At 59.5% G+C, this 24,807-nt stretch carries 31 protein-coding genes; 12 read left to right on the top strand and 19 right to left on the bottom strand.

Annotation, left to right across the window (positions count from 1 at the left end; all coding sequences use genetic code 11):
* The first annotated feature begins 13 nt into the window (after window positions 1-13).
* Entirely contained in the window at window positions 14-1,027 is a 1,014-nt protein-coding gene (locus LOY38_RS09525; RefSeq protein WP_258699804.1) for an alpha/beta hydrolase, read from the top strand.
* 191 nt (window positions 1,028-1,218) lie between these two features.
* On the opposite strand, the gene LOY38_RS09520 is transcribed toward LOY38_RS09525, so the two are convergent.
* On the bottom strand, window positions 1,219-1,788 hold the full coding sequence (locus tag LOY38_RS09520; protein WP_258699803.1) for an elongation factor P: 570 nt from the start codon (window positions 1,786-1,788) through the stop codon (window positions 1,219-1,221).
* A gap of 48 nt (window positions 1,789-1,836) precedes the next feature.
* Complete coding sequence (earP, locus tag LOY38_RS09515) at window positions 1,837-2,979, bottom strand: elongation factor P maturation arginine rhamnosyltransferase EarP (protein WP_258699802.1); 1,143 nt, start codon at window positions 2,977-2,979, stop codon at window positions 1,837-1,839.
* 123 nt (window positions 2,980-3,102) lie between these two features.
* On the opposite strand from earP, the gene LOY38_RS09510 reads away from it, so the two are divergent.
* Both LOY38_RS09510 and LOY38_RS09505 read left to right on the top strand, forming a co-directional pair.
* A complete protein-coding gene (locus tag LOY38_RS09510; protein ID WP_258699801.1) occupies window positions 3,103-3,501 on the top strand; it encodes a hypothetical protein in 399 nt (132 codons plus the stop codon).
* A 14-nt stretch (window positions 3,502-3,515) separates the two neighbouring features.
* Window positions 3,516-3,998, top strand: coding sequence for a transcription elongation factor GreAB (locus LOY38_RS09505; protein WP_258699800.1), 483 nt, complete (start codon window positions 3,516-3,518; stop codon window positions 3,996-3,998).
* A gap of 3 nt (window positions 3,999-4,001) precedes the next feature.
* On the opposite strand, the gene cysB is transcribed toward LOY38_RS09505, so the two are convergent.
* The 5 genes from cysB to LOY38_RS09480 form a co-directional block, all read right to left on the bottom strand.
* The gene (gene cysB / locus LOY38_RS09500; RefSeq protein ID WP_007899921.1) at window positions 4,002-4,976 is read right to left on the bottom strand and encodes an HTH-type transcriptional regulator CysB; all 975 of its coding nucleotides are present in this window, start codon (window positions 4,974-4,976) and stop codon (window positions 4,002-4,004) included.
* Between the two features lie 112 nt (window positions 4,977-5,088).
* Complete coding sequence (locus LOY38_RS09495) at window positions 5,089-5,592, bottom strand: universal stress protein (RefSeq protein WP_258699799.1); 504 nt, start codon at window positions 5,590-5,592, stop codon at window positions 5,089-5,091.
* A 97-nt stretch (window positions 5,593-5,689) separates the two neighbouring features.
* Window positions 5,690-6,595, bottom strand: coding sequence for a 5'-nucleotidase (locus tag LOY38_RS09490; protein ID WP_258699798.1), 906 nt, complete (start codon window positions 6,593-6,595; stop codon window positions 5,690-5,692).
* 25 nt (window positions 6,596-6,620) lie between these two features.
* On the bottom strand, window positions 6,621-7,577 hold the full coding sequence (locus LOY38_RS09485; protein ID WP_258699797.1) for a putative 2-dehydropantoate 2-reductase: 957 nt from the start codon (window positions 7,575-7,577) through the stop codon (window positions 6,621-6,623).
* Window positions 7,574-7,960, bottom strand: a complete 387-nt coding sequence (locus LOY38_RS09480; RefSeq protein ID WP_258699796.1) for a co-chaperone YbbN — start codon at window positions 7,958-7,960, stop codon at window positions 7,574-7,576. The genes LOY38_RS09485 and LOY38_RS09480 overlap by 4 nt, the downstream gene beginning before the upstream one ends.
* Here LOY38_RS09480 and LOY38_RS09475 point away from each other — a divergent pair.
* Together LOY38_RS09475 and LOY38_RS09470 are read left to right on the top strand one after the other, a co-directional pair.
* Window positions 7,959-8,402, top strand: a complete 444-nt coding sequence (locus LOY38_RS09475) for a PilZ domain-containing protein (protein ID WP_258699795.1) — start codon at window positions 7,959-7,961, stop codon at window positions 8,400-8,402. The genes LOY38_RS09480 and LOY38_RS09475 overlap by 2 nt on opposite strands.
* Window positions 8,403-8,587: 185 nt before the next feature.
* Complete coding sequence (locus LOY38_RS09470; protein WP_258699794.1) at window positions 8,588-9,664, top strand: 3-deoxy-7-phosphoheptulonate synthase; 1,077 nt, start codon at window positions 8,588-8,590, stop codon at window positions 9,662-9,664.
* A gap of 65 nt (window positions 9,665-9,729) precedes the next feature.
* On the opposite strand, the gene LOY38_RS09465 is transcribed toward LOY38_RS09470, so the two are convergent.
* Window positions 9,730-10,011, bottom strand: coding sequence for a GNAT family N-acetyltransferase (locus tag LOY38_RS09465; protein ID WP_007939987.1), 282 nt, complete (start codon window positions 10,009-10,011; stop codon window positions 9,730-9,732).
* A gap of 629 nt (window positions 10,012-10,640) precedes the next feature.
* On the opposite strand from LOY38_RS09465, the gene oprI reads away from it, so the two are divergent.
* Window positions 10,641-10,892: an outer membrane lipoprotei OprI gene (oprI, locus tag LOY38_RS09460; RefSeq protein ID WP_003172710.1), complete on the top strand. Its 252-nt coding sequence runs from the start codon at window positions 10,641-10,643 to the stop codon at window positions 10,890-10,892.
* Window positions 10,893-11,015: 123 nt separating this feature from the next.
* Here oprI and LOY38_RS09455 read toward each other — a convergent pair whose 3' ends face one another.
* The 3 genes from LOY38_RS09455 to LOY38_RS09445 form a co-directional block, all read right to left on the bottom strand.
* Window positions 11,016-11,987 (bottom strand): L,D-transpeptidase family protein, encoded by a 972-nt coding sequence (locus tag LOY38_RS09455; RefSeq protein WP_258699793.1) that lies wholly within the window; start codon window positions 11,985-11,987, stop codon window positions 11,016-11,018.
* Window positions 11,988-12,276: 289 nt separating this feature from the next.
* Complete coding sequence (locus LOY38_RS09450; RefSeq protein ID WP_007899882.1) at window positions 12,277-12,570, bottom strand: hypothetical protein; 294 nt, start codon at window positions 12,568-12,570, stop codon at window positions 12,277-12,279.
* A 56-nt stretch (window positions 12,571-12,626) separates the two neighbouring features.
* Window positions 12,627-13,232 (bottom strand): arylesterase, encoded by a 606-nt coding sequence (locus tag LOY38_RS09445; protein ID WP_258699792.1) that lies wholly within the window; start codon window positions 13,230-13,232, stop codon window positions 12,627-12,629.
* A 10-nt stretch (window positions 13,233-13,242) separates the two neighbouring features.
* Here LOY38_RS09445 and LOY38_RS09440 point away from each other — a divergent pair, with 10 nt between their 5' ends.
* The 3 genes from LOY38_RS09440 to greB are packed head-to-tail and all read left to right on the top strand — an operon-like array spanning window position 13,243 to window position 16,966.
* Window positions 13,243-13,926, top strand: a complete 684-nt coding sequence (locus tag LOY38_RS09440; protein ID WP_007899869.1) for an ABC transporter ATP-binding protein — start codon at window positions 13,243-13,245, stop codon at window positions 13,924-13,926.
* On the top strand, window positions 13,926-16,430 hold the full coding sequence (locus LOY38_RS09435; RefSeq protein WP_258699791.1) for an ABC transporter permease: 2,505 nt from the start codon (window positions 13,926-13,928) through the stop codon (window positions 16,428-16,430). Before LOY38_RS09440 ends, LOY38_RS09435 begins: the two co-directional genes overlap by 1 nt.
* Before the next feature lie 38 nt (window positions 16,431-16,468).
* A complete protein-coding gene (gene greB / locus LOY38_RS09430) occupies window positions 16,469-16,966 on the top strand; it encodes a transcription elongation factor GreB (RefSeq protein WP_258699790.1) in 498 nt (165 codons plus the stop codon).
* Window positions 16,967-16,984: 18 nt separating this feature from the next.
* Here greB and LOY38_RS09425 read toward each other — a convergent pair whose 3' ends face one another.
* The 3 genes from LOY38_RS09425 to LOY38_RS09415 all read right to left on the bottom strand — a co-directional run bounded on the left by LOY38_RS09425 (window position 16,985) and on the right by LOY38_RS09415 (window position 19,512).
* Window positions 16,985-17,293 carry a class I SAM-dependent methyltransferase gene (locus tag LOY38_RS09425; protein ID WP_258699789.1) on the bottom strand — a complete coding sequence of 103 codons (309 nt, stop codon included), beginning with the start codon at window positions 17,291-17,293 and terminating at the stop codon, window positions 16,985-16,987.
* 259 nt (window positions 17,294-17,552) lie between these two features.
* Complete coding sequence (locus LOY38_RS09420; RefSeq protein WP_258699788.1) at window positions 17,553-17,987, bottom strand: DoxX family protein; 435 nt, start codon at window positions 17,985-17,987, stop codon at window positions 17,553-17,555.
* A 103-nt stretch (window positions 17,988-18,090) separates the two neighbouring features.
* Window positions 18,091-19,512 carry a transglycosylase SLT domain-containing protein gene (locus tag LOY38_RS09415; RefSeq protein WP_258699787.1) on the bottom strand — a complete coding sequence of 474 codons (1,422 nt, stop codon included), beginning with the start codon at window positions 19,510-19,512 and terminating at the stop codon, window positions 18,091-18,093.
* A gap of 235 nt (window positions 19,513-19,747) precedes the next feature.
* Here LOY38_RS09415 and LOY38_RS09410 point away from each other — a divergent pair, with 235 nt between their 5' ends.
* Complete coding sequence (locus LOY38_RS09410; protein WP_258699786.1) at window positions 19,748-20,557, top strand: TatD family hydrolase; 810 nt, start codon at window positions 19,748-19,750, stop codon at window positions 20,555-20,557.
* A gap of 191 nt (window positions 20,558-20,748) precedes the next feature.
* Window positions 20,749-22,230: a methyl-accepting chemotaxis protein gene (locus LOY38_RS09405; RefSeq protein ID WP_258699785.1), complete on the top strand. Its 1,482-nt coding sequence runs from the start codon at window positions 20,749-20,751 to the stop codon at window positions 22,228-22,230.
* 40 nt (window positions 22,231-22,270) lie between these two features.
* Here the strand turns inward: LOY38_RS09405 and LOY38_RS09400 are convergent, their stop codons facing one another.
* The gene (locus LOY38_RS09400; RefSeq protein WP_258699784.1) at window positions 22,271-22,462 is read right to left on the bottom strand and encodes a hypothetical protein; all 192 of its coding nucleotides are present in this window, start codon (window positions 22,460-22,462) and stop codon (window positions 22,271-22,273) included.
* Here LOY38_RS09400 and LOY38_RS09395 point away from each other — a divergent pair.
* Window positions 22,448-22,816, top strand: a complete 369-nt coding sequence (locus LOY38_RS09395; protein WP_258699783.1) for a terminase — start codon at window positions 22,448-22,450, stop codon at window positions 22,814-22,816. The two genes, LOY38_RS09400 and LOY38_RS09395, sit on opposite strands and share 15 nt — an antisense overlap.
* On the opposite strand, the gene LOY38_RS09390 is transcribed toward LOY38_RS09395, so the two are convergent.
* The 4 genes from LOY38_RS09390 to LOY38_RS09375 form a co-directional block, all read right to left on the bottom strand.
* Window positions 22,817-23,122 (bottom strand): acyl-CoA thioesterase, encoded by a 306-nt coding sequence (locus LOY38_RS09390; RefSeq protein WP_408980622.1) that lies wholly within the window; start codon window positions 23,120-23,122, stop codon window positions 22,817-22,819. It lies immediately after the preceding gene.
* Window positions 23,123-23,148: 26 nt separating this feature from the next.
* Window positions 23,149-23,943, bottom strand: a complete 795-nt coding sequence (locus LOY38_RS09385; RefSeq protein WP_258699782.1) for a DNA adenine methylase — start codon at window positions 23,941-23,943, stop codon at window positions 23,149-23,151.
* Window positions 23,913-24,104 (bottom strand): Com family DNA-binding transcriptional regulator, encoded by a 192-nt coding sequence (locus tag LOY38_RS09380; RefSeq protein ID WP_408980621.1) that lies wholly within the window; start codon window positions 24,102-24,104, stop codon window positions 23,913-23,915. Before LOY38_RS09380 ends, LOY38_RS09385 begins: the two co-directional genes overlap by 31 nt.
* Before the next feature lie 140 nt (window positions 24,105-24,244).
* Window positions 24,245-24,805, bottom strand: coding sequence for a tail fiber assembly protein (locus tag LOY38_RS09375; RefSeq protein ID WP_258699780.1), 561 nt, complete (start codon window positions 24,803-24,805; stop codon window positions 24,245-24,247).
* Between the last annotated feature and the right edge of the window lie 2 nt (window positions 24,806-24,807).

The raw sequence follows: 24,807 nt of genomic DNA, 5'->3' as shown, positions 1-24,807 counted from the left end.
CCAGGAGACGAACGTGAGCACTTTGAGCAAAGTATTGACCGGCACCCTTCTCGCCCTGTCCATCAACAGCGCGTTTGCAAGCGACGGGGTTGAACACCACACCCAGGCGTTCCTCGACGTGTTGAATGCTGGCACCGGCAAACCGATGGAACAGCTCAGCCCTGCCGATGCCCGTGCGGTATTGGTGGGTGCGCAGGCCGGGGTGAAGCTGACGCTGCCAAAAGCCGATGTCCGTGAGAAGACCATCCAGGTCGACGGCCAACCGATCAGCCTGACCATCGTTCGGCCGGCCGGGGTCAAGGCCGAGCTGCCAGTGTTCATGTTCTTCCACGGCGGTGGCTGGGTGCTGGGGGACTTCCCGACCCACGAACGGCTGGTGCGGGACCTGGTGACGGGTTCGGGCGCGGCGGCGGTGTTCGTCAATTACACCCCGTCGCCGGAGGCGCATTACCCGGTGGCGATCAACCAGGCCTACGCCGCGACGAAGTGGGTGGCCGAGCACGGTAAAGAGATCAACGTCGACGGCAAACGCCTGGCCGTGGCCGGCAACAGCGTCGGCGGCAACATGGCGGCCGTGGTTGCCCTGATGGCCAAAGACAAGGGCACGCCGGTGATCAGGTTCCAGGTGTTGTTGTGGCCAGTGACTGACGCCAGCTTTGAAACGGCGTCCTATAACCAGTTCGCCGAGGGGCATTTCCTCACCAAAAACATGATGAAGTGGTTCTGGGACAACTACACCACTGATGCCAAACAGCGGAACGAGATCTACGCCTCACCGCTGCGGGCAACCACCACGCAACTCAAGGGTCTGCCACCCGCTCTGGTGCAGACGGCCAGCGCCGATGTTTTGCGCGATGAAGGTGAAGCTTACGCCCGCAAACTCGACGAGGCTGGCGTACCAGTCACCGCGGTTCGCTACAACGGCATGATCCACGACTACGGTTTGCTCAACGTGGTGAGCCAGGTGCCCGCGGTGCGTTCGGCGATGCTTCAAGCGTCCGAAGAGCTCAAGCAACACTTGAAATAAAAAACCTGTGGGAGCGAGCCTGCTCGCGATAGCGGTAGCGGTAGATCAGTCAACATCTTTGTTGAATGTGAAGCCGCCATCGCGAGCAGGCTTGCTCCCACAAGGGTTCATCGTTGTTCTTGAAGCTGCATTTCAACTGGCACAAAAAAGCCCGACTCAATGGTCGGGCTTTTTCATTCCTGAGGCTGTGCTTATTTAGCACGGCCTTTGTAGGAACCGCCTTCGCGGGTATCGATCTCGATCTTGTCACCGATCTCGATGAAGTCAGCAACTTGCATCTCAGTACCGTTGCTCAGCTTGGCAGGCTTCATCACCTTGCCGGAAGTGTCGCCGCGAGCGGAACCTTCGGTGTAGTCAACTACGCGCACGATAGTGGTCGGCAGTTCTACGGAAACCAGACGCTCTTCGAAGAAGATCGCTTCGCAAACATCGGTCATGCCTTCTTCAACGAAAGGCAGAACGGCTTCGATGTCTTCAGCGTTCAGCTCGTACATGGTGTAGTCGGTGGTGTCCATGAACGTGTAGGAGTCGCCGCTGATGAAGGACAGGGTCGCTTCTTTGCGGTCGAGGATTACGTCGTCCAGTTTGTCGTCGGCGCTGTAAACGATCTCGGTCTTGTAACCGGTCAGCAGGTTCTTCAGCTTGGTCTTCATGATCGCGCTGTTACGACCCGACTTGGTGAATTCAGCTTTCTGAACCAACCAAGGATCGTTTTCGAGACGGATCACCATCCCGGGTTTCAGTTCTTTACCAGTTTTCATTGCGAATATCCGAATTTGGATGGGATTTACAAAAATCTAGGCCGCGTATCATATCCAATTTAGGTAAAACTGTACCAGCGCTGCGGCAAGATCTGCCTGCAAGGCTTGTTCCAGACACCATGTCTCGGCATGTTTTTCCAGTTCCGGCCAGTGTTTGCGGGTTGATTTCCAGTGCTCGGTCATTGTCTCACCTGCATTCCATGCCCGCCATAGACCGCTGATCGCCTCGCCGGCAGGCTTGGACAGGCCTTGGGTGTACAGGTTGAGGAAGGCGTCGAGCTTGTCCAGGTGGATATCTTCGTCCTGCTGATAGATGTGCCAGAGCAGTGGCCGGCCTGCCCATTGCGCGCGAACAAAAGAATCTTCGCCGCGCACAGCGTTGAAATCGCAGCTCCACAGCAGCAGGTCGTATTGATCCTGTCGGACGAACGGCAGCACTTGCACGGTCAAGGCATCGCGCACATGCACCGCACCGACTGTCAGCCCGTTGACCCCGAGCCAGCGTTCGACGTCGCCGAGAATCCGCCCTTCGGGCACCAGCAGATGAGTCGGCGCCGAATCGGCAGCCATGGCGTCGAGCCAACTGGCCAGCCCGGTATTTTCGTAGGCAAATAACGAGATCAGCTGCGCGTTTGACGCGCGATCAATACCCAAGCCTTGCAGGAATGCTCGCTGAGCTTGCGGACTTTGCTGAAATTGCCGACGCCGCTCGAGCAATCCGCTTTCACGCAGCAAGCCACCCGTACCCTTGCGAAAGCCCGGGAAGAAAAAGAACTTCTGCACATTCTTGTACTTCACCGACGGCAAGCCGTGACAACCGACGACCCAGTCTTCGGCGCTCAGATAATCGAGGTTCATCCACAGCGGCGGCTTTTCCCGTTCGGCCATGGCCTCCATGTAAACACTCGGCAACTGGCAGGCGAACGCGGCGATGACGACATCTGCGGCTTCGGTGGGCTGCCAGTCCGCTGACCACTGTCGCACCTCGACACCCTGCTGCCACTGCTGCGCGGCGTGGATGTCGATTTCTGGACACAACCGTTCGAAGGCCCGCAGGTCGTCGACCCACAGGCGTACCGCCACTGAATGTTCGGCCACCAATTGTCGGGCCAGGCGCCAGGTCACACCAATATCACCAAAGTTGTCGACCACGGTGCAAAAAATATCCCAGCGGGTTTTCATTTCAGGCATTCCAGGCTCCCGTTGGCAAAGGCGCCGATTGTCCGCATAAATTACCCCGTGCAGAAGAGCCGACGACGATTAATCTTCGTGCGACAATCGCACTCCCCCGCGACCACCCGCCAGGAGGCAGTAATGCCCTACCGTCCCAACCCGCGCCGTCCCTTGCCGATCCAGTTTAATGCGCTGCGACTGACCGGCAGCATTGCCCTTGGCTTGTGGCTGGGATTCATCGCAATCGCACTGACTTGCTGGCTCGCCTGGCGCCTGTTGTTCAACGAGCAATTGGCGCCCTTGGCCCAAGCGGTGGAGCAACTGGCCAAGCCGCCGGTGATTGAGCAACCCGCCCCGCAAAACCCGATGTTCGAACAGTACGAGGAACACCTGCGCAGGAACGAGCAGCAGCAAATGGTGGAACAGGCCAGAAGCAGCAAACACAATCTGGCCAATCCAAAATGCCAGTTCTGGCTGCAACAGGACCAGACCGCGCCGAGCGAAAAAAGCCGCGCCAACGTCGTGCAATTCTGCGATTGATCATGAAGCTCTCTATGCACAAGCCGACCGTCCACCAACTGATCATCGACAAGCTGCGGATCGATCTCGACATCGCCGAGCGTGCCGCGCAAACCGCTTACGAAACCGCGACCCACGAAGAAAACATCGCCGAGAACAAGTACGACACTCTGGGGCTGGAGGCGTCTTATCTGGCGGCCGGACAGGCCAGACGGGTGGAAGAAATCAGGCAGTCATTGAGCCTTTGCCAGAACCTGACATTGCGGCCTTATGACGACCGGCGCGGTATCGAAGTCGGCGCCCTGCTCGGCCTGGAAGACGAAAAGGGTCGCGAACAATGGCTGTTCCTGGCCCCCGACGCGGCCGGGCTGAAGGTTGATCTGGTGGGGCAACTGATTACCGTCATCACCCCTCGCTCGCCGCTGGGCAAAAGCCTGCTGGGCAAGTTCGAAGGGGATGAAGTGGAGATTCTGGTGGCGGGCGCTCGGCAACAATTTGCTGTTACCGAGGTCTGTTGAGGATTAATGGACCGGCAGTTCGACACCGTCGAACAGTTCTTCCAGTTCCTGCTTGTTGTGGCACTGAATGGCCTTGGCCATGACTTCGCGGGTCAGGTGCGGCGCGAACTTCTCGATGAAGTCGCACATGAAGCCACGCAGGAACGTGCCACGACGGAAACCGATTTTGGTAATGCTGGATTCGAACAACTCGCTGGCATCGAGCACCACCAGATCACTATCGAGCTTGGTGTCGACCGCCATTTTCGCCACGATACCCACGCCCAGACCCAGGCGAACATACGTCTTGATCACGTCGGCGTCGGCGGCGGTGAACACCACTTTTGGTGTCAGGCCGCGATGACTGAAGGCTTCGTCGAGTTTCGAACGGCCGGTGAAACCGAACACGTAGGTCACGATCGGGTATTCAGCCAGGGCTTCGAGGGTCAGCTTCGACAGCTTGGTCAGCGGGTGGCCCTGAGGCACAACCACGCAGCGGTTCCAGCGGTAGCACGGCATCATCACCAGGTCACCGAACAACTCCAGGGCTTCGGTGGCGATGGCGAAATCGACGGTGCCGTCAGCGGCCATCTCGGCGATCTGCATCGGCGACCCTTGGTGCATGTGCAGGGCAACGTCCGGATATTGCTTGATGAAATTGCTGATCACCGGCGGTAATGCATAACGCGCCTGAGTGTGAGTGGTGGCGATCGACAGAGTGCCCTTTTTCTCGTTGGAGAACTCCTGGGCGATCTGCTTGATGCTTTCAACCTTACGCAGGATCTCACCGGCGGTGGTGATGATGCGCTCACCCGCCGGGGTTACACGAGTCAGGTGTTTACCGCTGCGGGCGAAAACCTCGACCCCCAATTCGTCTTCCAGCAGACGGATCTGCTTGCTGATGCCCGGTTGCGAGGTGTAGAGGCTTTGGGCTGTAGCGGAAACGTTGAGGTCGTGGTGCGCCACTTCCCAGATGTAGCGCAATTGTTGAAGCTTCATATGAATCCCTCAAAGCAGGTAGACGCCACGGGCATCAGCGACGGTATATAACTATATTAATGGTTTGATGAATAAATCTAGAACTTTTTATCAAAATGCCATTATTCGAGTTCTAGCGATCCTCTTTGCGGCGACGCTCCACCAGCGGCACCAGATAGACCGGCACCCTGGCCAGTTGCAACACGCGCGCAGCGGTCCGGCCCAACGGTGTTTCCGCCCCGGCGCCATGACTGTGGCTTCCTACGATCAGCAAATCGACAGAGAGTTTCTGCGCCTGATCGAGAATCACCTGTGACGGATCGCCCTGCAGCACCCGCACCGCTTGAATCCGCTGCAAATCCTGCTCTCCTTCATCCCCCAGTTCTTCGCGAAAGTTGTCGAGCACTCGTTGCTGGATATTGGCGATCACCGTGTTCAGACCCTGACTGTGAAATTCGTTCAAGGACTTCTCGTCGAGGTAACTCTGCAACACGGATTCAGCAAACAGCCCCATAGGCTCTACCGCGTGCACCACGTACAAGTCGGCATTGAATGTTCGAGCCAGTTCCAAGGCATGCTGCATCACCAATGGTGCGTACAGACCCAAGTCAGTGGCGTACAGCATCGAACGAATCATATGACCTCCTCAAATGCCAACATGGCGGAGATTGATTCAGCTTAGCAGTGCCGTGGCGAGTGCGGCGCCCGGCGCAAACCCATTGAACCGAAGGGCTTTAAACCGACGGTTCGTTACTGATGCCATGGGGCACGTGCCCGGTGGCGACCACTTCGCGGGCCAGCTCGCAATGGCCGGCCTGATCGTCGAAAAATACGTCGGCGGCAAAGGCTTCGAGAAAAGCCGATTTGGTCAGGCCGCCGAGGAACAGCGATTCGTCCAGACGGATGTCCCACTCGCGCAAGGTACGGATCACCCGTTCATGGGCCGGCGCTGATCGTGCGGTCACCAGTGCGGTGCGGATCGGACAGGCGTCATCGGGAAACTCGCGCTGCAACAAATTGAGGGCTGCCAGGAAGCCTTTGAACGGCCCTCCACGCAAAGGCTCGCGGGCTGCCTCACGCTCGCTCGCCTGAAACGCCGCAAGACCTCCCGACTGATAAACCCGCTCCGACTCGTCGGAAAACAGCACCGCGTCACCGTCGAAAGCAATGCGCAGCTCATCGCTGGCGGCGCGACTGGCACCGCCCGACAGAATAGTCGCTGCGGCGAAACCGGCATCCAGCGCACTGCGCACATCGTCGGCGTGGGTCGAAAGAAACAGGTCGCAGTCAAAGGCCTTGAGGTAGGGATAAGGACTGCGCCCGCCGACAAATGCCGCGCGCGAGATCGCCAGGCCATAGTGATGAATCGAGTTGAAAACCCGCAGGCCGGTGTCGGCGCTGTTGCGCGACACCAGGATCACCTCGACCCGGGCACGGCCGAGACTGGCGTTCAGGTTCAGGAGTTTTTCCACCAACGGGAATGCATCGCCGGGCTCGAGAATTTCGTCTTCGTGTTCGATCTGGTACTGCCGATAGGCCTCGACGCCGCTCGACAGATAGACCTTGTGGCTCTCGCTCAAATCGAACAGCGCTCGCGAAGAAATCGCCAGCACCAGTTTGTCGTCTATGACATTTGCCATGCCCTTCCCCTTTCTTTTGACCGACTCAGTGATTACGTCGGTCGATAAAACTCAAGCTGCGATACAAAGCTTCGATTCGCGGCAACTCGCATCCCGCCGTCTTCGCCGCAGCCAGTGGCCGAGCGTAGATCGCGTCCAGCTCCAGCGGCCGCTTGTGCAAAAAGTCGTGGTACATGCTCGGCCAGTAGTCGGGCATTTTCTCGGTCATCATGAACAGATAGTCGGCGTAATCCGGCGGCATGTCATGGCCGCAGGCCTTGGCCCCCTGAACCACTTCGGCCATCAAGGCCTGAATCAGCGCGCGGCTGCCGACATCCGCCATCAACGGTGTGGTGCTGGCCCCGAGCAGCACCGACAGACCGTTGTAGGGGATATTCCAGACCAGTTTCTGCCAGCGCGCCTGGTGCAGGTTCGGCATGGCCTGGGCGTCGATGCCGGCAGCGTGGAACAACCCGGCGCCCTCCTCGACGATGCTCATGCGCGCCTGTTCATTGGCGGCGGGGCCGCTGTGGTAGCCGACATTCACGGCACCGAGCGCCTGATGGGTGATGACACCAGGGCCGGCGCGATGCACGCAGATCAGACAAAGTCCGCCGAGCAGGTGCAGCGAATCGGGGAGCAACGCACGCAGGCTGTCTTCGACCTCCAGGCCATTTTGCAGCAGCAGCACTTTGGCATCAGGCGCCGCGGCTTGAATAATGGCCGGCGCCAGGCCTGCATTGCTGGTGGTCTTGGCGCCCACCAGCAGCCAGTCACAGGGCGGCATGTCGGCAGCCGACGAATAGGCCTGGACCGGGTTCAGGGTCAGCGGGCCCAACGACGCATGGTCGAGATGCAAGCCGCGTTCGGCCACCGCAGAAAACTCACTGCGCAACAGAAAATGCACATCGAAGCCGGCACGCGCCAGCATCAGCCCGTAGAAACCACCGATAGCGCCGGTCCCGATAATGCCGATCGTCGGCCTGGCCACTGTGCCTGTCATGGCAACTCCTCTGCTTGTCGACTCAGCGCCTGACCCAGGGCCTCGTTGAGTGCCGTGCGGGTCAGACGCGACTGTAGCGCCCCGAAGAACTCACCGTCGCGCACCACAAACAGCGCCGGCAAATGAAAGACCCGATAACGCTCGACCACCCCGCCATTGTTCCCTGCATCGATCCAGCACAGCCGATCGACCATCAGATCGAGCCCGGGCAACTGCTCACGGGCAAAACGGCAACTGGCGCAGCCGACGCTGGTAAAAATCACCAGTGAAATGCCGCTCATCGCCAGCAACCGTTGGTCGGCGTCGAAATCGGTCAGTTCCGATTCGACCACTATACTGGGAGAAACGATGTCAGATGGCCGACACAGGGAGTCCGTGTTCATGAGACGTTATCTTCCTCATCCTGACGATGTGCCCGTCGAATTAACGTTGCTCAAACATGAGTGTATTTCGCGGCAAGAGCTGCACACTATCAGCCTCGGCGGCATGGCTTGCAATTACCACCGCGCGTGGCGACGGGGTACGGCACTCGAAGTGCGCATGCCGACCCTGAGCACCACAGTCTGTTATCTGGGCTATGTGGCGTGGTGTCTGCGACGAAAACGCGGCTATCTGGTGGGGATCGCCTTCATCGACGAACAGACGCTATTTTGCGCGCGGATGGGTGAACAGGTCTGCCAGATCGAACGTTACTGCCGTCAGCATGAACTCCAAAGCGAACAGCAGAGCAATGAGAGCCTGGCGCTCGAATGGGTCCAGCAGCACGCCGACGAGTTCTCCCACGACACGGTTCACCAGGCATTTGCACAGCCAGTGCTGGGTTAGGGGGCGTTCTCAATTTGTTTCCCCGGCGGGGAAACTCACTGAGAATGCCCCCTAAACCAGTGTCTGCCCATTGTCGAGCCACGGTGTAACGCGCTAAGGTTCGACTCCCCGACGCGCTTAAATTTGCTGTGCTCCGCCGCGCGGGGATCGCTGGCGGCCGGCACCCGTGACCTGACGAGTAAACGATGGCTGATTTACCGATCAACGACCTTAACGTCGCCTCCAACGAGACCCTGATCACTCCCGATCAGCTCAAGCGTGATATCCCTCTGAGCGACACTGCCCTGCGCACCGTCACCAAGGGCCGCGAAGTCATTCGCAACATTCTTGATGGCACCGACCACCGCCTGTTCGTCGTGATCGGGCCGTGCTCGATCCATGACATCAAGGCTGCCCACGAATACGCCGAACGCCTGAAGGTACTCGCAGCCGAAGTGTCCGATACCCTGTATCTGGTCATGCGCGTGTATTTCGAGAAGCCACGCACCACCGTCGGCTGGAAAGGCTTGATCAACGATCCGTACCTGGACGACTCGTTCAAGATTCAGGATGGCCTGCACATCGGTCGTCAGTTGCTGCTGGACCTGGCCGAGATGGGCCTGCCAACCGCCACCGAAGCCCTCGATCCGATCTCCCCGCAATACTTGCAGGACCTGATCAGTTGGTCGGCGATTGGCGCGCGCACCACCGAATCCCAGACTCACCGTGAAATGGCTTCCGGCCTGTCCTCGGCCGTCGGCTTCAAGAACGGCACCGATGGCGGCCTGACGGTGGCAATCAACGCCCTGCAATCGGTTTCCAGCCCGCACCGTTTCCTGGGCATCAACCAGGAAGGTGGTGTGTCGATCGTCACCACCAAGGGCAATGCCTACGGTCACGTGGTATTGCGTGGCGGTAACGGCAAGCCGAACTACGATTCGGTCAGCGTCGCCCTCTGCGAGCAAGCGCTGAACAAGGCGAAGATCAAACCGAACATCATGGTCGATTGCAGCCACGCCAACTCCAACAAAGACCCGGCCCTGCAACCGCTGGTGATGGAGAACGTCGCCAACCAGATCCTCGAAGGCAACCAGTCGATCATCGGCCTGATGGTCGAAAGTCACCTGAACTGGGGCTGCCAGGCGATCCCTAAAGACCTCGCCGACCTGCAATACGGCGTATCGATCACCGATGCCTGCATCGATTGGACCGCCACCGAAAACACCTTGCGCAGCATGCACACCAAGCTCAAGGACGTGCTGCCCAAACGCAATCGCAGCTGATCGCCGTTTCACGCATAAAAAAACGCCAGGCTTAAACCTGGCGTTTTTTTATGCGTTCGTTTTGTTCACAGCTTGGCGGCATGCCGCTGGTGACGCTCCATGTAGCGCTCCACGTAGGAGCACGATGGAATGACGGTGTAGCCCATTTCATCAGCGTATTGCAGTGCCTGTTCGGTCAATGCCGCCGCAATGCCGCGACCACGCAGTGCGTTGGGCACGAAGGTGCGATAGATATCCAGGGTCTGTTTCCCCAGATCCATATAGGTCAGGTAGGCACGATAACCGTCCACAGTGGTCTCGAACTGATGACCAGCCTGGTCATGGTGGATGGACAACGCCTCGCTCATTACTACTCCTCGCGGGTCTTTAATTCTGACCCCTACCTTACCGATGTTTTTCCGGCGAAGGAACATCTACGCCACCCCGTGCCTGAATGGACACCGAGAAAAGCCGCACCAATCTCGCACAACCAGGCACGTATCAAATAGTAGGCACCATTGGCAGAAATGCTCAAGGGACACTCGTCATGCTGGCAGGCGGGTGCTGCTCCGGGTGATGGGACGACTCGACCGGTGTCTTGCCGGGTCGAAGCCTGAACATTGCCGGATATTGAGACTTAAGACGAGCGCCCTTTGTTTAAGTCACCTCAACATGGATAAAGATATGAGAGCGGCTGCGCAAAATTCGAACAAAAGTGTGGACGATTCCATCTAGACAGACTTTAGCCAAGACTGAAAAACAGCTGCCGACGCGGGGAACTTTTCCCCGGCGGCTCGTTCAGTTCGGGCCTCGCAGCTGGGTATTTTTTATACAATGCAGTTAAAAGTTGCTCGAAAAAGAATCAACGCCTACAATTTTTTTTGCTTCTTGCGCTACGTCAGTTTACTTACTACAAGTAATGGGTAGTATGTACGCCGGCTATTTCCTCACTCTGAGGAGATAGCTACTTAATAGAAAGTCCTTGAAGGGGAACACGATGAACAACGTTCTGAAATTCTCTGCTCTGGCTCTGGCCGCAGTTCTGGCTACCGGTTGCAGCAGCGTATCGAAAGAAACCGAAGCACGTCTGACTGCTACTGAAGACGCAGCAGCTCGCTCCCAGGCTCGTGCAGACGAAGCTTACCGTAAAGCTGATGAAGCTCTGGCTGCTGCTCAAAAAGCACAACAGACTGCTGACGAAGCTAACGAGCGTGCTCTGCGCATGCTGGAAAAAGCTAGCCGCAAGTAATAATCCTTCGGGATTGTTATCAAGCCGACCCATTTTATGGGTCGGCTTTTTTATGGCCCGCAGTTTCTGCCGGCCATAAAAAACCCGCCGATGCGGCCTGCATCGGCGGGTTGCTTTAACACGTTACTGCTGCAGGTCGATTGGCGCGCTCGATACCATCGGTACCGACGTATTCGGCACGGCGATTTCCACCGGCAGGCCATCTTCAGCGGCCACCACATCACGCACCACATCCCAGTTCATGCGCAAGTTGTTGGTGATGTCCTCACGCTTGAGCATCGCATTGATCACTGCGGTGTGCTTGTCGACCACCGACGGGTTGCCCTTGTCATCCAGCGGTGTGTGCGCCTCCAGATAGACCTTGCCGCCACTGAGACCAAACTTGTACGGGTCGCTGAGGATGCGCACCGACGTCCCGACCGGCACCATGCTGGCCATTTCCAGCACGTTGTTGTTGAACATGCGGAAGCAGCCGTGGCTGGTGCGCATACCGATGCCGAATTTCTTGTTCGAACCGTGGATCAGGTAACCGGGAGTGCCCAGGGTGAATTTGAACGGCCCCAGCGGGTTGTCCGGGCCAGCCGGCACCACGTTCGGCAGTGGGTCGCCATCGGCCGCGTGCTCGGCCTTGATCGACGCTGGAGGTGTCCAGCTCGGGTTCGGCGTCTTGGCGATGATACTGGTGTGGGCAATCGGCGAACCCCAGCCTTCACGGCCGATACCCAGCGGGAAGGTGTACACCACGTTCCGGCCTTTCGGGTAGTAGTAGAGGCGGTATTCAGCCAGGTTGATGACGATGCCTTCACGGGGGCCCGGCGGCAGGATGAAGCGGGTCGGCAGCACGATTTCGGTACCTGCGCCCGGCAACCATGGATCGACACCGGGGTTGGCCGCGACCATTTCCAAATAGCCCAGATCGTAGGTGGTGCCAAGGTCGGCGAAGGTGTCTTCGTACTTGGCCTTGATCACTTGCACCTGGCCGATGATGTCTTCACCGGGCGGTGGCAGGGGTAGCTCCAATGCTGCAACGGGACCCGCCACGCAGAGGGCGGCAAGAGACAGGCAGCGGGTGACGGCGGGAAAGCGCGGCAACATCCGGAAAATCCTTCGCATGATCGACAAGGGTATAAAAACAGGATTGTACACCGCCGCCCGTTATTTCGGGGAGACGTAAAGACCTGTGGTTGGGGGACCTGCGGTGAGGGGCTTGCCTGTGGGGGGGGCTTGTCTGTGGCGAGGGAGCTTGCTCCCGTTCGGCGGCGTAGCCGTCGTGAAACCGGTAAATGCGTTTTTACTGTAGAACCTCGGTGATCGGAATTCAGGCCTGCTTCACAGTCCAGCGGGAGCAAGCTCCCTCGCCACAGGAGCCCCCTCGCTACAGGGCCTAAAGCTCGAACCGCAACTCAGGCCAGATCGGCGAGGTGCCGCGTTTTTGCGATTCCAGAATGGCCCGGCACAGCGAGCACAGGCGCTGGTCCTGGAACACAGTACGGTCGACGCTCGACCAGCGCGGTTGCGCCGGCAACAGGCTGCCGCACAAGGTTCGGTCCGCCGAGCCGCCCAGTTCCAGCTGACGGGTCACCAGATGTACCCGCACTTCCTGGCAGGCGAACAGATCCAGCTGTTCGTCAGGCTCGATCAGTTGATAAGCAAAAAGGGACCAGGCAGGACGCGGCATCGGGGGCTCCAAATCGGGGGCGCCACCTTAGCCGAAACACCGCCGCTAGAAAAGCGTCAAAGCAGCGGTTTCAGTGTCGGCCAGACATTTTCCAGCAACTTGCCCTGAGCCCCCACCGCCGGGTGCAGGCCGTCGGATTGCATCAGGTCCGGATGACCGCCCACGCCGTCGAGAAAAAACGGCACCAGCGGGATTTTTTTCTCGTCGGCCACTTTGGTGTAGGCCTCGGCAAAGGCCCGGGTGTAACGCACACCGTAATTGGGCGGCAATTGCATGCCGAGCAACAACACCTTGGCGCCACTGGCGCGGGAGCTGTCGATCATCGACGCAAGATTTTGTTGCAATTGTGTTGGCAGCATTCCGCGCAGCCCATCGTTGCCCCCCAATTCGAGGATAACGAGCTCAGGCTTATGCTCTGCAAGCAGCGCCGGCAGGCGCGCCCGGCCTCCGGCACTGGTGTCGCCGCTGATGGACGCATTGACCACCTTATCGTCGAAACCTTCGCGCTTGAGCCGTTGCTCGAGCAACGACACCCACCCCACCCGGGTATCCAGGCCGAAACCGGCGCTGATACTATCGCCAACGATCAGGACGGTACCCGCCGCTGCGCTCTGGGCCATGCACATCAAGGCCAGGCCAGCACTCAAAAACCACACACGCATCGGATTCTCCATGGGCGCAAGCATTCTCACCGCGAAGAACCTCAGCAAAGTGGTTCCCAGCGCGGAAGGTGAACTGACTATCCTGCACGAACTCAGCCTGGAACTGAACAAGGGCGACAGCCTGGCCATCGTTGGCGCCTCCGGTTCCGGCAAATCCACCCTCCTCGGCCTGCTGGCCGGTCTCGACCTGCCGAGCAGCGGCGAAGTCACTCTCGCCGGCCAAGGCCTGAGCAATCTCGACGAAGACCAGCGCGCGCGCATCCGCGCCGAGCATGTGGGTTTTGTCTTCCAGTCCTTTCAACTGCTCGACAGCCTCAACGCCCTGGAAAACGTCATGCTGCCGCTGGAACTCGATGGCCGCAAAGACGCCCGTGAGCGCGCCACCGAACTGCTGCAACGGGTCGGCCTGGGTCAACGCCTTACCCATTCGCCACGCCAGCTCTCCGGTGGCGAGCAGCAACGCGTAGCGATTGCCCGTGCATTTGCCGCAGAACCCGACGTGCTGTTCGCCGATGAACCCACCGGCAACCTCGACAGCCACACCGGCGAGCGCATCAGCGATCTGCTGTTCGAACTCAACCAGGAAAGCGGCACGACCCTGGTGCTGGTAACCCACGACGAACGCCTGGCTCATCGCTGCCGGCGCCTGATCCGCCTTGAAGCCGGCCTGCTGGTCGCCCCTCTGGAGCCTTGATGGCACGCTTGCCGCTGTTGCGCCTTTTCAGTCTCGCCATTCGCCAACTGCTGCGCGATGCCCGCGCCGGTGAGTTGCGCGTGTTGTTTTTCGCCTTGCTGGTGGCCGTGGCGGCGAGTACCGCCATCGGTTACTTCGGTGCCCGCCTGAACGGCGCGATGATGCTACGCGCCACCGAGTTTCTCGGTGCCGACCTGGTACTCGAAGGCAGCTCACCGGCACGACCGGAACAGGTAAGGAGTGGCACAGAGCTGGGCCTTGAGCACGCTCAGGTGGTGGAGTTTTCCAGCGTCATCGCCACCGACAACGGCATTCAGCTGTCCAGCATCAAAGCCGCCGACGACGTCTACCCGTTGCGTGGCGAACTGAAAAGCGCCCCCGCACCCTTCGCGCCGCAAGAGCCCGGTGGCGGTCCGAAACCCGGCGAAGCCTGGGTCGAAGCACGACTGCTGACCGCGCTGGACTTGAAGATCGGTGACAGCATCGACGTTGGCATGAAAACCCTGAAACTGATGCGGGTGCTGACCTACGAACCGGATCGCGCCGGCAACTTCTACAGTTTGACGCCACGGGTGCTGATCAACCTTAGCGACCTTGAGGCGACCGGCGTGGTGCAACCCGGCAGCCGGGTCAGTTACCGCGAACTCTGGCGCGGCAACGCCCAGGCGCTGGAAACCTATCGTCAACTGATCAAGCCCGGCCTGGCCGCCAACCAGCGCATCCAGGATGCCCGCGATGGCAATCGGCAGATCGGCGGCGCCCTGGGCAAGGCCGAACGTTATTTGAACATGGCCAGTCTGGTGGCGGTGCTGCTGTCCGGTGTGGCGGTAGCGTTATCGGCGACACGCTTCGCCACCCGCCGATTCGATGCCAGCGCGTTGCTGCGTTGCCTGGGCCTGTCCCGTCGGGAAACCATGGTGCTGTTCAGCCTGCAACTGACGGTACTCGGACTGCTCGCCAGCATCAGCGGCGCCCTGCTTGGCTGGCTGGCACAGCTCGGGCTGTTTGCGCTGCTACGTGATTTACTACCGACCGATGTTCCACCGGGAGGCCTGTTCCCCGCAATCGCCGGGATCGGCACCGGGCTGGTCGCGCTCGCCGGTTTCGCCCTGCCGCCACTCGCCGCTCTGGGTCGAGTGCCGCCGTTACGGGTGTTGCGTCGCGACATGCTGCCGATTCCGTCCAGCACCTGGATGGTCTATGGCGCGGCATTGGGCGCCCTCGGCCTGATCATGTGGCGCCTGAGCCTCGATCTGGTACTGACCTTCGCCCTGCTGGGCGGCGGTGTGATCGCGGCGCTGGTGCTGGGCGGTTTGCTCTTGCTGCTACTGAAGAGCCTGCGCCGGATGCTCGCGCGCGCCTCATTGCCATGGCGTCTGGGGCTGGGTCAATTGCTGCGTCATCCACTGGCGGCGGCGGGTCAGTCCCTGGCTTTCGGCTTGATTCTGCTGTCCATGGCATTGATCGCTTTGCTGCGCGGCGAGTTGCTCGACACCTGGCAAAACCAGTTGCCGAAAAATGCCCCGAACTATTTCGCCCTGAACATTCTGCCGGCGGACAAACAGGCCTTTACCGATCGACTGATGGCGTTGTCGGCCCAATCGGCGCCGCTGTACCCGGTAGTGCCGGGACGGCTGATCAGCATCAATGGCGAACCGGTGCAAGACATCGTCAGCAAGGACTCGGCCGGTGATCGAGCCATTCAACGCGACCTGAGCCTGACCTGGGCGGCAGACCTGCCGGCCGGCAATAAACTCACCGCCGGCAACTGGTGGGAGCAGCAACCGACGGATGAAATACCCGGTGTATCGGTGGAAGGTAAAGTCGCCGAAAGCCTCAAACTCAAGCTTGGCGACCACATGGTGTTTACCGTCGGCGGGGTCAATCGGGAGGCGAAAGTCACCAGCCTGCGGGAGATCAACTGGGACAACTTCCAGCCTAACTTTTTCATGATTTTCCAGCCTGGCACCCTGAAGGACTTGCCGGCGACCTACCTGACCAGCTTCTATCTGGCAGCCGGCCACGATCAGCAGATCGTCGACCTGTCCCGCAGCTTTCCGGCAGTGACCATTCTGCAAGTCGAAGCCTTGCTGGAGCAGCTGCGAAGCATCCTCGCCCAAGTGACCCTGGCGGTGGAATACGTGCTGTTGTTCGTGTTGGCGGCGGGGATGGCGGTGTTGTTCTCCGGCTTGCAGGCAACCCTCGATGAACGCATTCGCCAAGGCGCGTTGCTGCGAGCACTAGGCGCCGAGCGGCAGTTGCTGGTCACTGCCCGGAGGATCGAGTTCGGTTTGCTCGGCGCGGTCAGCGGGTTATTGGCTGCACTGGGATCGGAACTGGTGAGCCTGGTGCTCTACCGCTACGCCTTCGACCTGCCCTGGCATCCGCATCCATGGCTGTTGGTGTTGCCGCTGATCGGCGCCGTGCTGATCGGCGGTGCCGGTGTGTTCGGCACCCGCCGCGCCTTGAACGCCAGCCCGCTGACAGTCTTGCGCGAGGGTTGATAAACTCAGACCCAAGTACTCAACCACAAGAAGTTGCCATGAGCCGTTATCGCCCTCCCCGCACCGCTGGCACCGCGCTGATCACCCCCGAAGGTGAAGCGCGGATGCGGGCCGAGTTTCATGAGCTATGGCATGTACGCCGACCGCAAGTGACGCAGTCGGTCAGCGAGGCGGCGGCACAGGGCGATCGCTCGGAAAACGCCGAGTACACCTACGGCAAAAAGATGTTGCGCGAGATCGACAGTCGCGTGCGCTTTCTGACCAAACGCCTGGAAGCCCTCAAGGTCGTCAGCGAGAAGCCCAGCGATCCGAACAAGGTCTACTTTGGCGCCTGGGTCACGATTGAAGATGAGGACGGCAAAGAGTCGCGCTATCGCATCGTCGGCCCGGATGAGCTGGATTTGAAACAGAACCTGATCAGCATCGACTCGCCGCTGGCCCGCGCCTTGATCGGCAAGGCGCTGGACGCCGAAGTGCGCGTGCAGACGCCAACCGGTGAGCAGTGCGTGTATATCGTGGCGATCGAGTATTTTTGAGCCGCGGCGCTCTGAGCCTCAACGGCGGGCAATCAGCCCTTGGCGCGCGACGCGAGTGAGCTGCCTGATCACTTCAGGCGCATCTTCGGCGCTGGGCGCCTGAATCACCGCCAGATCGAAGCTGTCATTGGCAAACCGTGCCAGTGACTCGCCGTCGTCGACAAACTGAATGAGGAAGGCTGCGGGCCCGCCGGTGCGACGTGGCCAGCCATCGAGGTAACGCAACAGCGTCGGCTGATGTTTACCGCCAAGCAGGATTTTTGGATTGCGTTGGGTGAGGTGTGCCGTGATCGGCGCGGGGCGTACAACAGGGCTTAATGCATTCATTGTGTCGTGTCTCTGCCTCAAAAGTCTGCATGGCAGGTGAGAGGCAACACCGAACCAGCGCTTTAGCGGTATTTCGAAGCCTGTTCCAAGCTTCTATCGGCAACTGAATGAGTCACCTGGCGCCCCGCAAGTAGCTGTTTAAATCGGCGCATGGGCAGCATCCTAGAGAAGCTGACCGGACAGTGTCAAGAATCACCAGCAACAAAAAAGGCCTGCACGTGCGTCGCACAATGCAGGCCTTTTCGTTGAACCAGAGCGGTCAGTTGGTGATGGCGCGGTCTACCGACAGCTTGCCTGCACCTTCGATCAGTACCGCGAGGCTGCCGCCGAGCAAGGCCAGGGCGAATTCATAACCGTTGTTGGCCATGAACAGACCGTTGCTGATATGCACCGAAAAGATCGCAACCAGCGAGAGGAAGCTCAGCCCCAGCGCCGCCGGGCGCGTCAGCAGGCCGATGATCAGTGCCAGACCACCGAAGAACTCGGTACCACCCGCCAGGATCGCCATCAGGTGACCCGGCGCCAATCCGATGCTTTCCATGTACTGCGCGGTACCGGCAATGCCATAACCGCCGAACATGCCAAAGAGTTTCTGTGAGCCGTGGGCCGCGAAGATGATGCCGACGAAGATCCGCAGAATCGTCAGGCCGTAGCCCGCGCGGGTAGACAGTACCTTGTTGATCAGTGTGCTCATGCTGTGTCATCCATTGTGAGTGTGTGTTGGTTGGCCGCCATATTAATCAGATAATTTCATGTTAAAAGCGCAAAAAACGCACCATAACAATCAGTTTAGCCGATCATTTCCGTGAGGCAACTTTCTGCCCCTGGGGCTCCAACGACTCCCGCTCCCGATCGAACGCCAGGTAATACTTGTTCACGCTATTAACATAGCTGACGGCGCCCATTCCCACTTGCTCCATGGCAATACGCTCGACCTGGAAGAACCACTGGTTAGGATTCAAGCCCCGCCGCCGAGCCTCGGCGCGCATGCCCTGGACCCGCTCCGGCCCCATGTTGTAGGCCGCCAGCACAAACGCCATACGCTCGCGCTCGTTGAGTTTGGGGCTGGCAAAAAACTTGCGGCGAATCATCGCCAGGTACTTGGCCCCGGCCTGCACATTGGCGTCGAGACTCTGGATGTTACTGACGCCAACCCGCTGGGCAGCGGACGGGGTGATTTGCATCAGGCCAGTGGGGCCGCTGCCGCTTCTGGCGTTGGGTTGCAACGCCGATTCCTTGAAGGCCAGCGCCGCCAGATTGAGCCAGTCCATGCCCTCGGCTTCAGCGTGCTTTTGCAGCACCGGTCGAAGTTTCTCCAGACGCTGCCGATCGGCCTTGGCCAGGGGATAGTGCACTTGATACAGGCGCCGGTAGATCCGCAGGAACGCTGCATCCTGGTCCGACGGCTTCTTGTAGGTGGTCAGGAAGCGATCGATGCTCGCCCGCAGCATTGAGGCATCGCGGCGCACGAACCAGTATTCCTCGCCCGGCTCGCTGATGAGGACCTGTCGATCGAAGCGCAACTTGGGCAGGATCTTGCCCCAGCGCTCGGCAATCGGTTGCTCGACGATGGTCAGATGAAAGATTCCGCCCTGAACCATTTCCAGCACGTCCTCGACGGCCAGACTTGGATCGACCCACTCGATCTTCACCGGGGGCAATTTGTGCAATGCGAGCTTCTGATTGATCTGACTGACCGCATCCCCGGCGGCACTGCCGGTGGGCAGCGCGAGGGTTTTGCCCGAGAGTTGTTCGAGACGGGTGTAATGTCGTTCGCCTTTGATCCCCACCAACAGCAACGGCACATTGCTGGCAATCGGTTCACTGGCGCTGACCGCGTGGCCTGATTGCGGATCGAGCAATTCCCCCGGCGCGACCAGATCCCCCTCCCCGCGCTGCAACGCGCCGAGCAGTTGATCCTTGGCTTTGGGAATGATTTTGAGGGTGATCTCCTGGCCGTCACGGGCATGGCCATTGAGGTATTGCTCGAAAGCCCGCAGGCGATGGTATTCGACGCCGATGGTCTGGCCCTGGACTTCGCCGGAGCTGTTGCGGCTCTGGTTGACCAGTACCCGCAGCACGCGACTGCTGCGAATCTCCGACAGGTCGCGGACCTTGGCCGCGGGCACGGCTTGCAACGGCCCGGCCAGACGCGCAACCACCGGCATCGGCAGCAGCAACGAACAACACAGCAGTAGCAAAACCGAGGGACGTGTCATCCACTCTCCGGAAAGAATACTGGCCAACTTCATGGTGATTTCATGATGTCGGGCGACAGAAACAGAGCGCTGGAAGCGCTGGCAAAGTGCGAGAGAGTGGCACAGTGATGGCATTTCTACCAACCCAACCTGTCTCGCGGCCTCAACAGACAGCTTTAACTCGTTGTAGTTCTTGGTTTTTCTTATAAATCTACAGCTCTGATATGCTTTCCGGCCTTTGGTCCGAGGTAGCACCATGCAACTCATCGATATCGGCGTCAACCTGACCAACCCCAGTTTTGCCGACAAACACCGGGCTGTACTCGACCGCGCCTATGCTGCCGGGGTCTGCCAACTGGTGCTCACCGGGACCAGCGTCGAGGGCAGCGAACAGGCCCTGGAGCTGTGCCTGCAACTGGACGAAAGCGCTCAGCGGCTGTTCGCCACGGCCGGCATTCATCCACACTCGGCCAGTGACTGGAACGCCGACAGCGCCCAGCGTCTGCGCAGTTTGCTCAAGGAACCGAACATGGTGGCCGTGGGTGAATGCGGCCTCGATTTCAATCGTGATTTCTCGCCCCGCCCGCAGCAGGAAAAAGTCCTCGAAGAGCATCTGGCGATGGCGGTCGAGCTGCAACTGCCGGTGTTCCTGCACGAGCGCGACGCCAGCCAACGGTTGCTGGAGATCCTGCGCGACTATCGCGATCAATTGCCGGCTGCCGTGGTGCACTGCTTCACCGGCGAAAAAAAGGCGCTGTTCAGCTATCTCGACCTGGATTTGCACGTCGGCATCACCGGCTGGATCTGCGACGAGCGCCGGGGCACGCACCTGCATCCGTTGGTCAAAGAGATTAAACGCGGGCGCTTGATGCTGGAGAGCGATGCGCCGTATCTGCTGCCGCGCAGTCTGCGACCCAAGCCGAAGAACGGTCGCAACGAGCCGGCGTATCTGACCGAAGTGTTGCGTGAAGTCGCGTTGCATCGCGGTGAAACGGTGGAAGATTTGGCTGCTCACAGTACTGCCTGTGCACGAGCATTCTTCGGTCTGCCCTCAATCCCCCAATAACCACACATCCCCCTGCTCGCGATGGTGGCACCTGCAGCATTCATGTTGCTGACAGACCGCTATCGCGAGCAGGCTCGCTCCCACATTTGGATAGGCTGCGCTCGTTGACCTGCATCAACATCTGAATCCCTGAGTAGCGGCACAATAATGGCACCTTGCCAAAACTGTTTCCGCTATCAGAGAAGACCTCCATGGGTGCCTGGCTTAGCAATATCTCGCTGAAATACAAATTCTGGGCGGTCAACGCCGTCGCCTTCGTCACCACCCTGTTGCTGGTGCTGTACGCCGTGCAGCTCGAACAACAGGCCCGCAGCCACGCCGCCCAGGCTTCGGCCCAGGCCCAAGCGCGATTGCTCAACGCCTGGCCTGCCGGGCAGCCGCTGCCCAAGGCCGACAACCTGCTGGCTTTCAGTCGCGGGCAGGCGCCGTTGCTGAACGGACAACCGCTGCTGGAGCTGACCGATACCCACGGTTGGGTCGAGATCAATGCCATGCCGCTGTTCGGGGAAAATCCGTTGATGGGCGCCGAGGTGTTCACTCGCCCCGACGGTCAACAGGTCGCGGTGATTGCCTACGGTCCAAGCCTGAGCCAGGTGTTCAGCGAACGCTTCACTCACTACGCAGTGGCGGTGTTCATCCTGATGCTGGCAATGCTCGGCGCGTCGCAACTGTTGATCCGCTTCCTGCTCAGCCAGCTCAACACCTTGAAAGACGTGATGCTCCACGTCGAGAAAAGCGGTGACCTGTCGGCCCGTGTGCCACTGGCTTGCAAAGATGAAGTCGGGCAGATGGCCAACGCCTTCAATGCCATGCAGGCCGGTTACCAACGAGTGGTCAACACCGTCGCCAGCACCGCCCGGCAACTGGATGTCGGCGCCGCGCGGCTGGCCTCGAGCATGAACGAAGTGCGTCACGGCATGCTCGGTCAGCAAAGCGAAACCGATCAAGCCGCCACGGCGATCAACGAAATGACCGCCACTGTCCATCACATCGCCCAGCACGCCAGCGCCACCCGCGACCTCTCGCAAACCGCCGACACCCTGGCCGGCAGCGGCCAGGAAGTGGTCACGCGGGTACAGAAATCAATTGGCGGGTTGTCCACCGGCGTGCAGCAAACGGCCGAGATGATTCAGCGACTGGCCGAAGACAGCCAGAAGATCAACGGCGTGGTCAGCGTGATCCACAGCATCGCGGAACAGACCAACCTGCTGGCCCTTAACGCCGCCATCGAAGCGGCCCGGGCCGGTGAGATGGGGCGCGGCTTTGCGGTGGTCGCCGATGAAGTGCGCAACCTGGCCAAACGCGTCCAGGCGTCCACCGACGAGATCACCACCATGGTTTCAGCGCTGCAGGCCGGCACTCGGGACGCAGTGGACTTTATGCAGGAAAGTTCGTACAAGGCGGACGACTGCATGCAGCAGGCTCAGGAAGCCAGTGTGGCCCTGGCCGAAATCACCGGTGCGGTGGCGCAGATGCGTGAAAGCAATACGCAGATCGCTGTGGCGGCCGAGCAGCAGAGTCATGTGGCCGAAGAAATGAATCGGGCGGTGGTGAGCATTCGCGACGTGACCGAGAACACCGTGCAGCAGACCGTGAATTCGGCGATCACCAGCAATGAGTTGGCGATGTTGGCCGGGGAATTGAGCAAGGCCATCGGGCAGCTGAAACTGTGACGGCCCCATCGCGGGCAAGCCCGCTCCCACAGGATTAGCGCTATTTCAAAATTTGCGCATTACCTGTGGGAGCGGGCTTGCCCGCGAAGGCGTCAGCCCGGTCAACATCAATATTGACCATGACCCCTATCACTTCGATAGCCAGCCTTGATTCGCCGACGGCTTTCGCCCGACCTATCCTTTGTTCATGAGCCTCAACGAACCAAGGATAAGCATCATGGGTAAACGTCACCCCAACCTTCCCGCCTGGCAATGGCGAGCGTACCCGCACAATCACCAGCACCCGACCAATCTGGTGTTGCACCTGATTGCCGTGCCGTTGTTCATCGTGGCGTTTTTGCTGATGGTCTCGGGGGTGTTCAGCCTGGATCTGGCGAGCGTCGCGATCGGTGTCATCGGCCTGCTCGCCGCCCTGGGCCTGCAGCGTCACGGTCACAGCCTGGAGGCGCAAGCCTCCGAACCATTCAGTGATCGCAAAGACGCCGTATCACGCCTGCTGGTCGAGCAGTTCCTGACCTTCCCACGATTTTTCTTCAGTGGCGGCTGGTGGCGCGCCTGGCGTGAGCGGCACCGTCGCCATCGCTGATCAGGCGAAAATCGTGACGGTCTGCCGACTCATGGCGATCAACTGACCGTCTTCGCTCCACAGTTTCGCGGCGGCGTGTCCGTAGCCGTCTGTGGCATGCTCGATGTCCACCAGGTACTTGCACCAGTCCAGCGTGCTCAACGCAAGCAACGGCTGGACGAATTCGATGGTCCAGGTCAGCGTGCTGCCCGCCGCCGGTTTCTTCAGGTGCGACAACAAGGCCGGCGGCCAGGCGTCTACCAGCGCCAGAATATGATGCCGGGCGCGAAAAATCCGCGCCCAAATGTGAGATAAATCGCTTTTGATTCTTTTGCATCCATTGCAACAGAATATCAAAACAGGCCGGCCGGTTCGGCCTGAATATCCCAGCTGAAGATCAGCACCTCCTTTGCCTCACTCCCTTTCCCACCACCGACCGTGTATTTAATGTCAGTGGTCTCCATGTGATAGCCGGCAAACACTCTGCGGATGTCTGGGTGATCATTCAGGCTGATGATGGCTTTACCTTTGATCTCGCCCAGTAGCTTGGCCATCGCTTCATACTGCTCAAACTCAAACGGGACACCATAGCCTTCGGTCTTCCAGTAAGGGGGATCGCAGTAGAACAGCGTATGTTCGCGATCATACTTCTTAATCACCTCCTGCCAGCCAAGATGCTCTATGTAAGTGCTGCTGAGCCGCAGGTGAGCTGCAGAGAGTGTTTCCTCCAAGCGCAGCAGATTGAGGCCTGGGGGTGTGGTGGTTGCAGTACCGAAGGTCTGGCCATCAACACGCCCGCCAAAAGCGGACTGCTGTAGGTAGTAAAACCTGGCAGCGCGTTGAATATCGGTGAGTGTCTCAGGTCGAGTCATCTGCAGCCACTTGAACACCTGTCGGCTCGATAGGGCCCACTTGAACTGTCTGACAAACTCTTCCAGATGGTTCTGCACCACCCGGTAAAGGTTGATCAGATCGCCGTTCACGTCGTTAAGCACTTCCACTTCGGCCGGTACCGGCCGAAGGAAGAACAGCGCGGCACCACCCGCGAAAGGTTCGACGTAGCAGCTATGGGCTGGAAACAGAGGGAAGATGCGGTCGGCAAGACGGCGTTTGCCCCCTAACCATGGGATGATGGGTTGCGCAGACATGGTGCCTCCTGATGGCTGGTGGCGCTCGATGGCGATGTCAGGAGGCTCTCGGCCTTCAGGTGGTTGAGTGTCCGGCAACGCGGACACTTGATCTGTAACTCAAGGAAACCACGGACAGCCGCTAGTTTCCGGCCGCACTGGCCACAACGTATCTCTTGCATCATCTGCAAACCTTTTGCGCTTCTGGTAGGCTCCCTGCCGCTCGCGCGTGAGCAGAGGGCCTTGGCCGACTTGCAGCTAGGTCTGCTGGTAGGTTGTCAGCCCAAGTGCTCCAACACTTTGGCTGACAGCCCTCTTTCTTTTATTCAGCGCGGTTGGGTTGTACAGGCCAATCAACGGCCTGTGGGTAACCGGCTTGCTGCTCAATCCGACTTAAAGCGACGCTGTAACGCTTCCAACCGATCAAAGCCACTTCCTCTTCTTCGGTCGAGTCTCCTTCATCATGGGCGTACTGCAGCGGCGCAATACGAAGGGTTGCTTCCCGAAGAAGAACATCTCGCTCATCACGAACCTCCAACGCTTTGGCCGCGAGTTGCGCCGATACGTCGAGCTTCCACGCACCTTCAAGCCAGACGTAGTGAGCCCCTGGCCATGGAGTAGCGACGTAACCATCTGGAAGCGCTCCCAGCTCAGTCCACTCCAGAGATACCCCAGTGTCAATTCGATAGACAGTTCCACGATGGTCCGGTGTTTTTCGAGGCTGTCCATCGATTAAGGTCCATGTGCTGTCTTCTCCTGGAGCAGGCAACACGTTCGGCAGTTCGACTGAATTGCTGGGTAGCTGCACACCCAATCCGGGAATTACGGGAAGCTCGACCGGGCCATTCAGCGCTCCCGCACTGTCAATTAAATAAGTAGCCATGA

It is taken from the genome of Pseudomonas sp. B21-015 (assembly GCF_024749285.1).
In the GTDB taxonomy this organism is placed as follows: Bacteria; Pseudomonadota; Gammaproteobacteria; order Pseudomonadales; family Pseudomonadaceae; genus Aquipseudomonas.
This window is presented reverse-complemented; position numbering and strand designations above follow the sequence as displayed.

Bases quoted from the DNA above. Each gene is read 5' to 3' on its own strand.
- LOY38_RS09475 (WP_258699795.1), top strand. From the start codon at position 7,959: ATGAGACGTTATCTTCCTCATCCTGACGATGTGCCCGTCGAATTAACG.
- LOY38_RS09490 (WP_258699798.1), bottom strand. From the start codon at position 6,595: ATGGCAAATGTCATAGACGACAAACTGGTGCTGGCGATTTCTTCGCGA.
- LOY38_RS09465 (WP_007939987.1), bottom strand. From the start codon at position 10,011: ATGAGCGAGGCGTTGTCCATCCACCATGACCAGGCTGGTCATCAGTTC.
- LOY38_RS09485 (WP_258699797.1), bottom strand. From the start codon at position 7,577: ATGACAGGCACAGTGGCCAGGCCGACGATCGGCATTATCGGGACCGGC.
- LOY38_RS09440 (WP_007899869.1), top strand. From the start codon at position 13,243: ATGGGCGCAAGCATTCTCACCGCGAAGAACCTCAGCAAAGTGGTTCCC.
- LOY38_RS09455 (WP_258699793.1), bottom strand. From the start codon at position 11,987: ATGTTGCCGCGCTTTCCCGCCGTCACCCGCTGCCTGTCTCTTGCCGCC.
- LOY38_RS09505 (WP_258699800.1), top strand. From the start codon at position 3,516: ATGCACAAGCCGACCGTCCACCAACTGATCATCGACAAGCTGCGGATC.
- LOY38_RS09445 (WP_258699792.1), bottom strand. From the start codon at position 13,232: ATGCGTGTGTGGTTTTTGAGTGCTGGCCTGGCCTTGATGTGCATGGCC.
- oprI (WP_003172710.1), top strand. From the start codon at position 10,641: ATGAACAACGTTCTGAAATTCTCTGCTCTGGCTCTGGCCGCAGTTCTG.
- LOY38_RS09425 (WP_258699789.1), bottom strand. From the start codon at position 17,293: ATGAATGCATTAAGCCCTGTTGTACGCCCCGCGCCGATCACGGCACAC.
- LOY38_RS09450 (WP_007899882.1), bottom strand. From the start codon at position 12,570: ATGCCGCGTCCTGCCTGGTCCCTTTTTGCTTATCAACTGATCGAGCCT.
- LOY38_RS09395 (WP_258699783.1), top strand. From the start codon at position 22,448: ATGGGTAAACGTCACCCCAACCTTCCCGCCTGGCAATGGCGAGCGTAC.
- LOY38_RS09435 (WP_258699791.1), top strand. From the start codon at position 13,926: ATGGCACGCTTGCCGCTGTTGCGCCTTTTCAGTCTCGCCATTCGCCAA.
- LOY38_RS09510 (WP_258699801.1), top strand. From the start codon at position 3,103: ATGCCCTACCGTCCCAACCCGCGCCGTCCCTTGCCGATCCAGTTTAAT.
- LOY38_RS09420 (WP_258699788.1), bottom strand. From the start codon at position 17,987: ATGAGCACACTGATCAACAAGGTACTGTCTACCCGCGCGGGCTACGGC.
- LOY38_RS09375 (WP_258699780.1), bottom strand. From the start codon at position 24,805: ATGGCTACTTATTTAATTGACAGTGCGGGAGCGCTGAATGGCCCGGTC.
- cysB (WP_007899921.1), bottom strand. From the start codon at position 4,976: ATGAAGCTTCAACAATTGCGCTACATCTGGGAAGTGGCGCACCACGAC.
- LOY38_RS09470 (WP_258699794.1), top strand. From the start codon at position 8,588: ATGGCTGATTTACCGATCAACGACCTTAACGTCGCCTCCAACGAGACC.
- LOY38_RS09380 (WP_408980621.1), bottom strand. From the start codon at position 24,104: ATGCAAGAGATACGTTGTGGCCAGTGCGGCCGGAAACTAGCGGCTGTC.
- LOY38_RS09495 (WP_258699799.1), bottom strand. From the start codon at position 5,592: ATGATTCGTTCGATGCTGTACGCCACTGACTTGGGTCTGTACGCACCA.
- earP (WP_258699802.1), bottom strand. From the start codon at position 2,979: ATGCCTGAAATGAAAACCCGCTGGGATATTTTTTGCACCGTGGTCGAC.
- LOY38_RS09520 (WP_258699803.1), bottom strand. From the start codon at position 1,788: ATGAAAACTGGTAAAGAACTGAAACCCGGGATGGTGATCCGTCTCGAA.
- LOY38_RS09480 (WP_258699796.1), bottom strand. From the start codon at position 7,960: ATGAACACGGACTCCCTGTGTCGGCCATCTGACATCGTTTCTCCCAGT.
- LOY38_RS09405 (WP_258699785.1), top strand. From the start codon at position 20,749: ATGGGTGCCTGGCTTAGCAATATCTCGCTGAAATACAAATTCTGGGCG.
- LOY38_RS09385 (WP_258699782.1), bottom strand. From the start codon at position 23,943: ATGTCTGCGCAACCCATCATCCCATGGTTAGGGGGCAAACGCCGTCTT.
- LOY38_RS09410 (WP_258699786.1), top strand. From the start codon at position 19,748: ATGCAACTCATCGATATCGGCGTCAACCTGACCAACCCCAGTTTTGCC.
- LOY38_RS09415 (WP_258699787.1), bottom strand. From the start codon at position 19,512: ATGACACGTCCCTCGGTTTTGCTACTGCTGTGTTGTTCGTTGCTGCTG.
- greB (WP_258699790.1), top strand. From the start codon at position 16,469: ATGAGCCGTTATCGCCCTCCCCGCACCGCTGGCACCGCGCTGATCACC.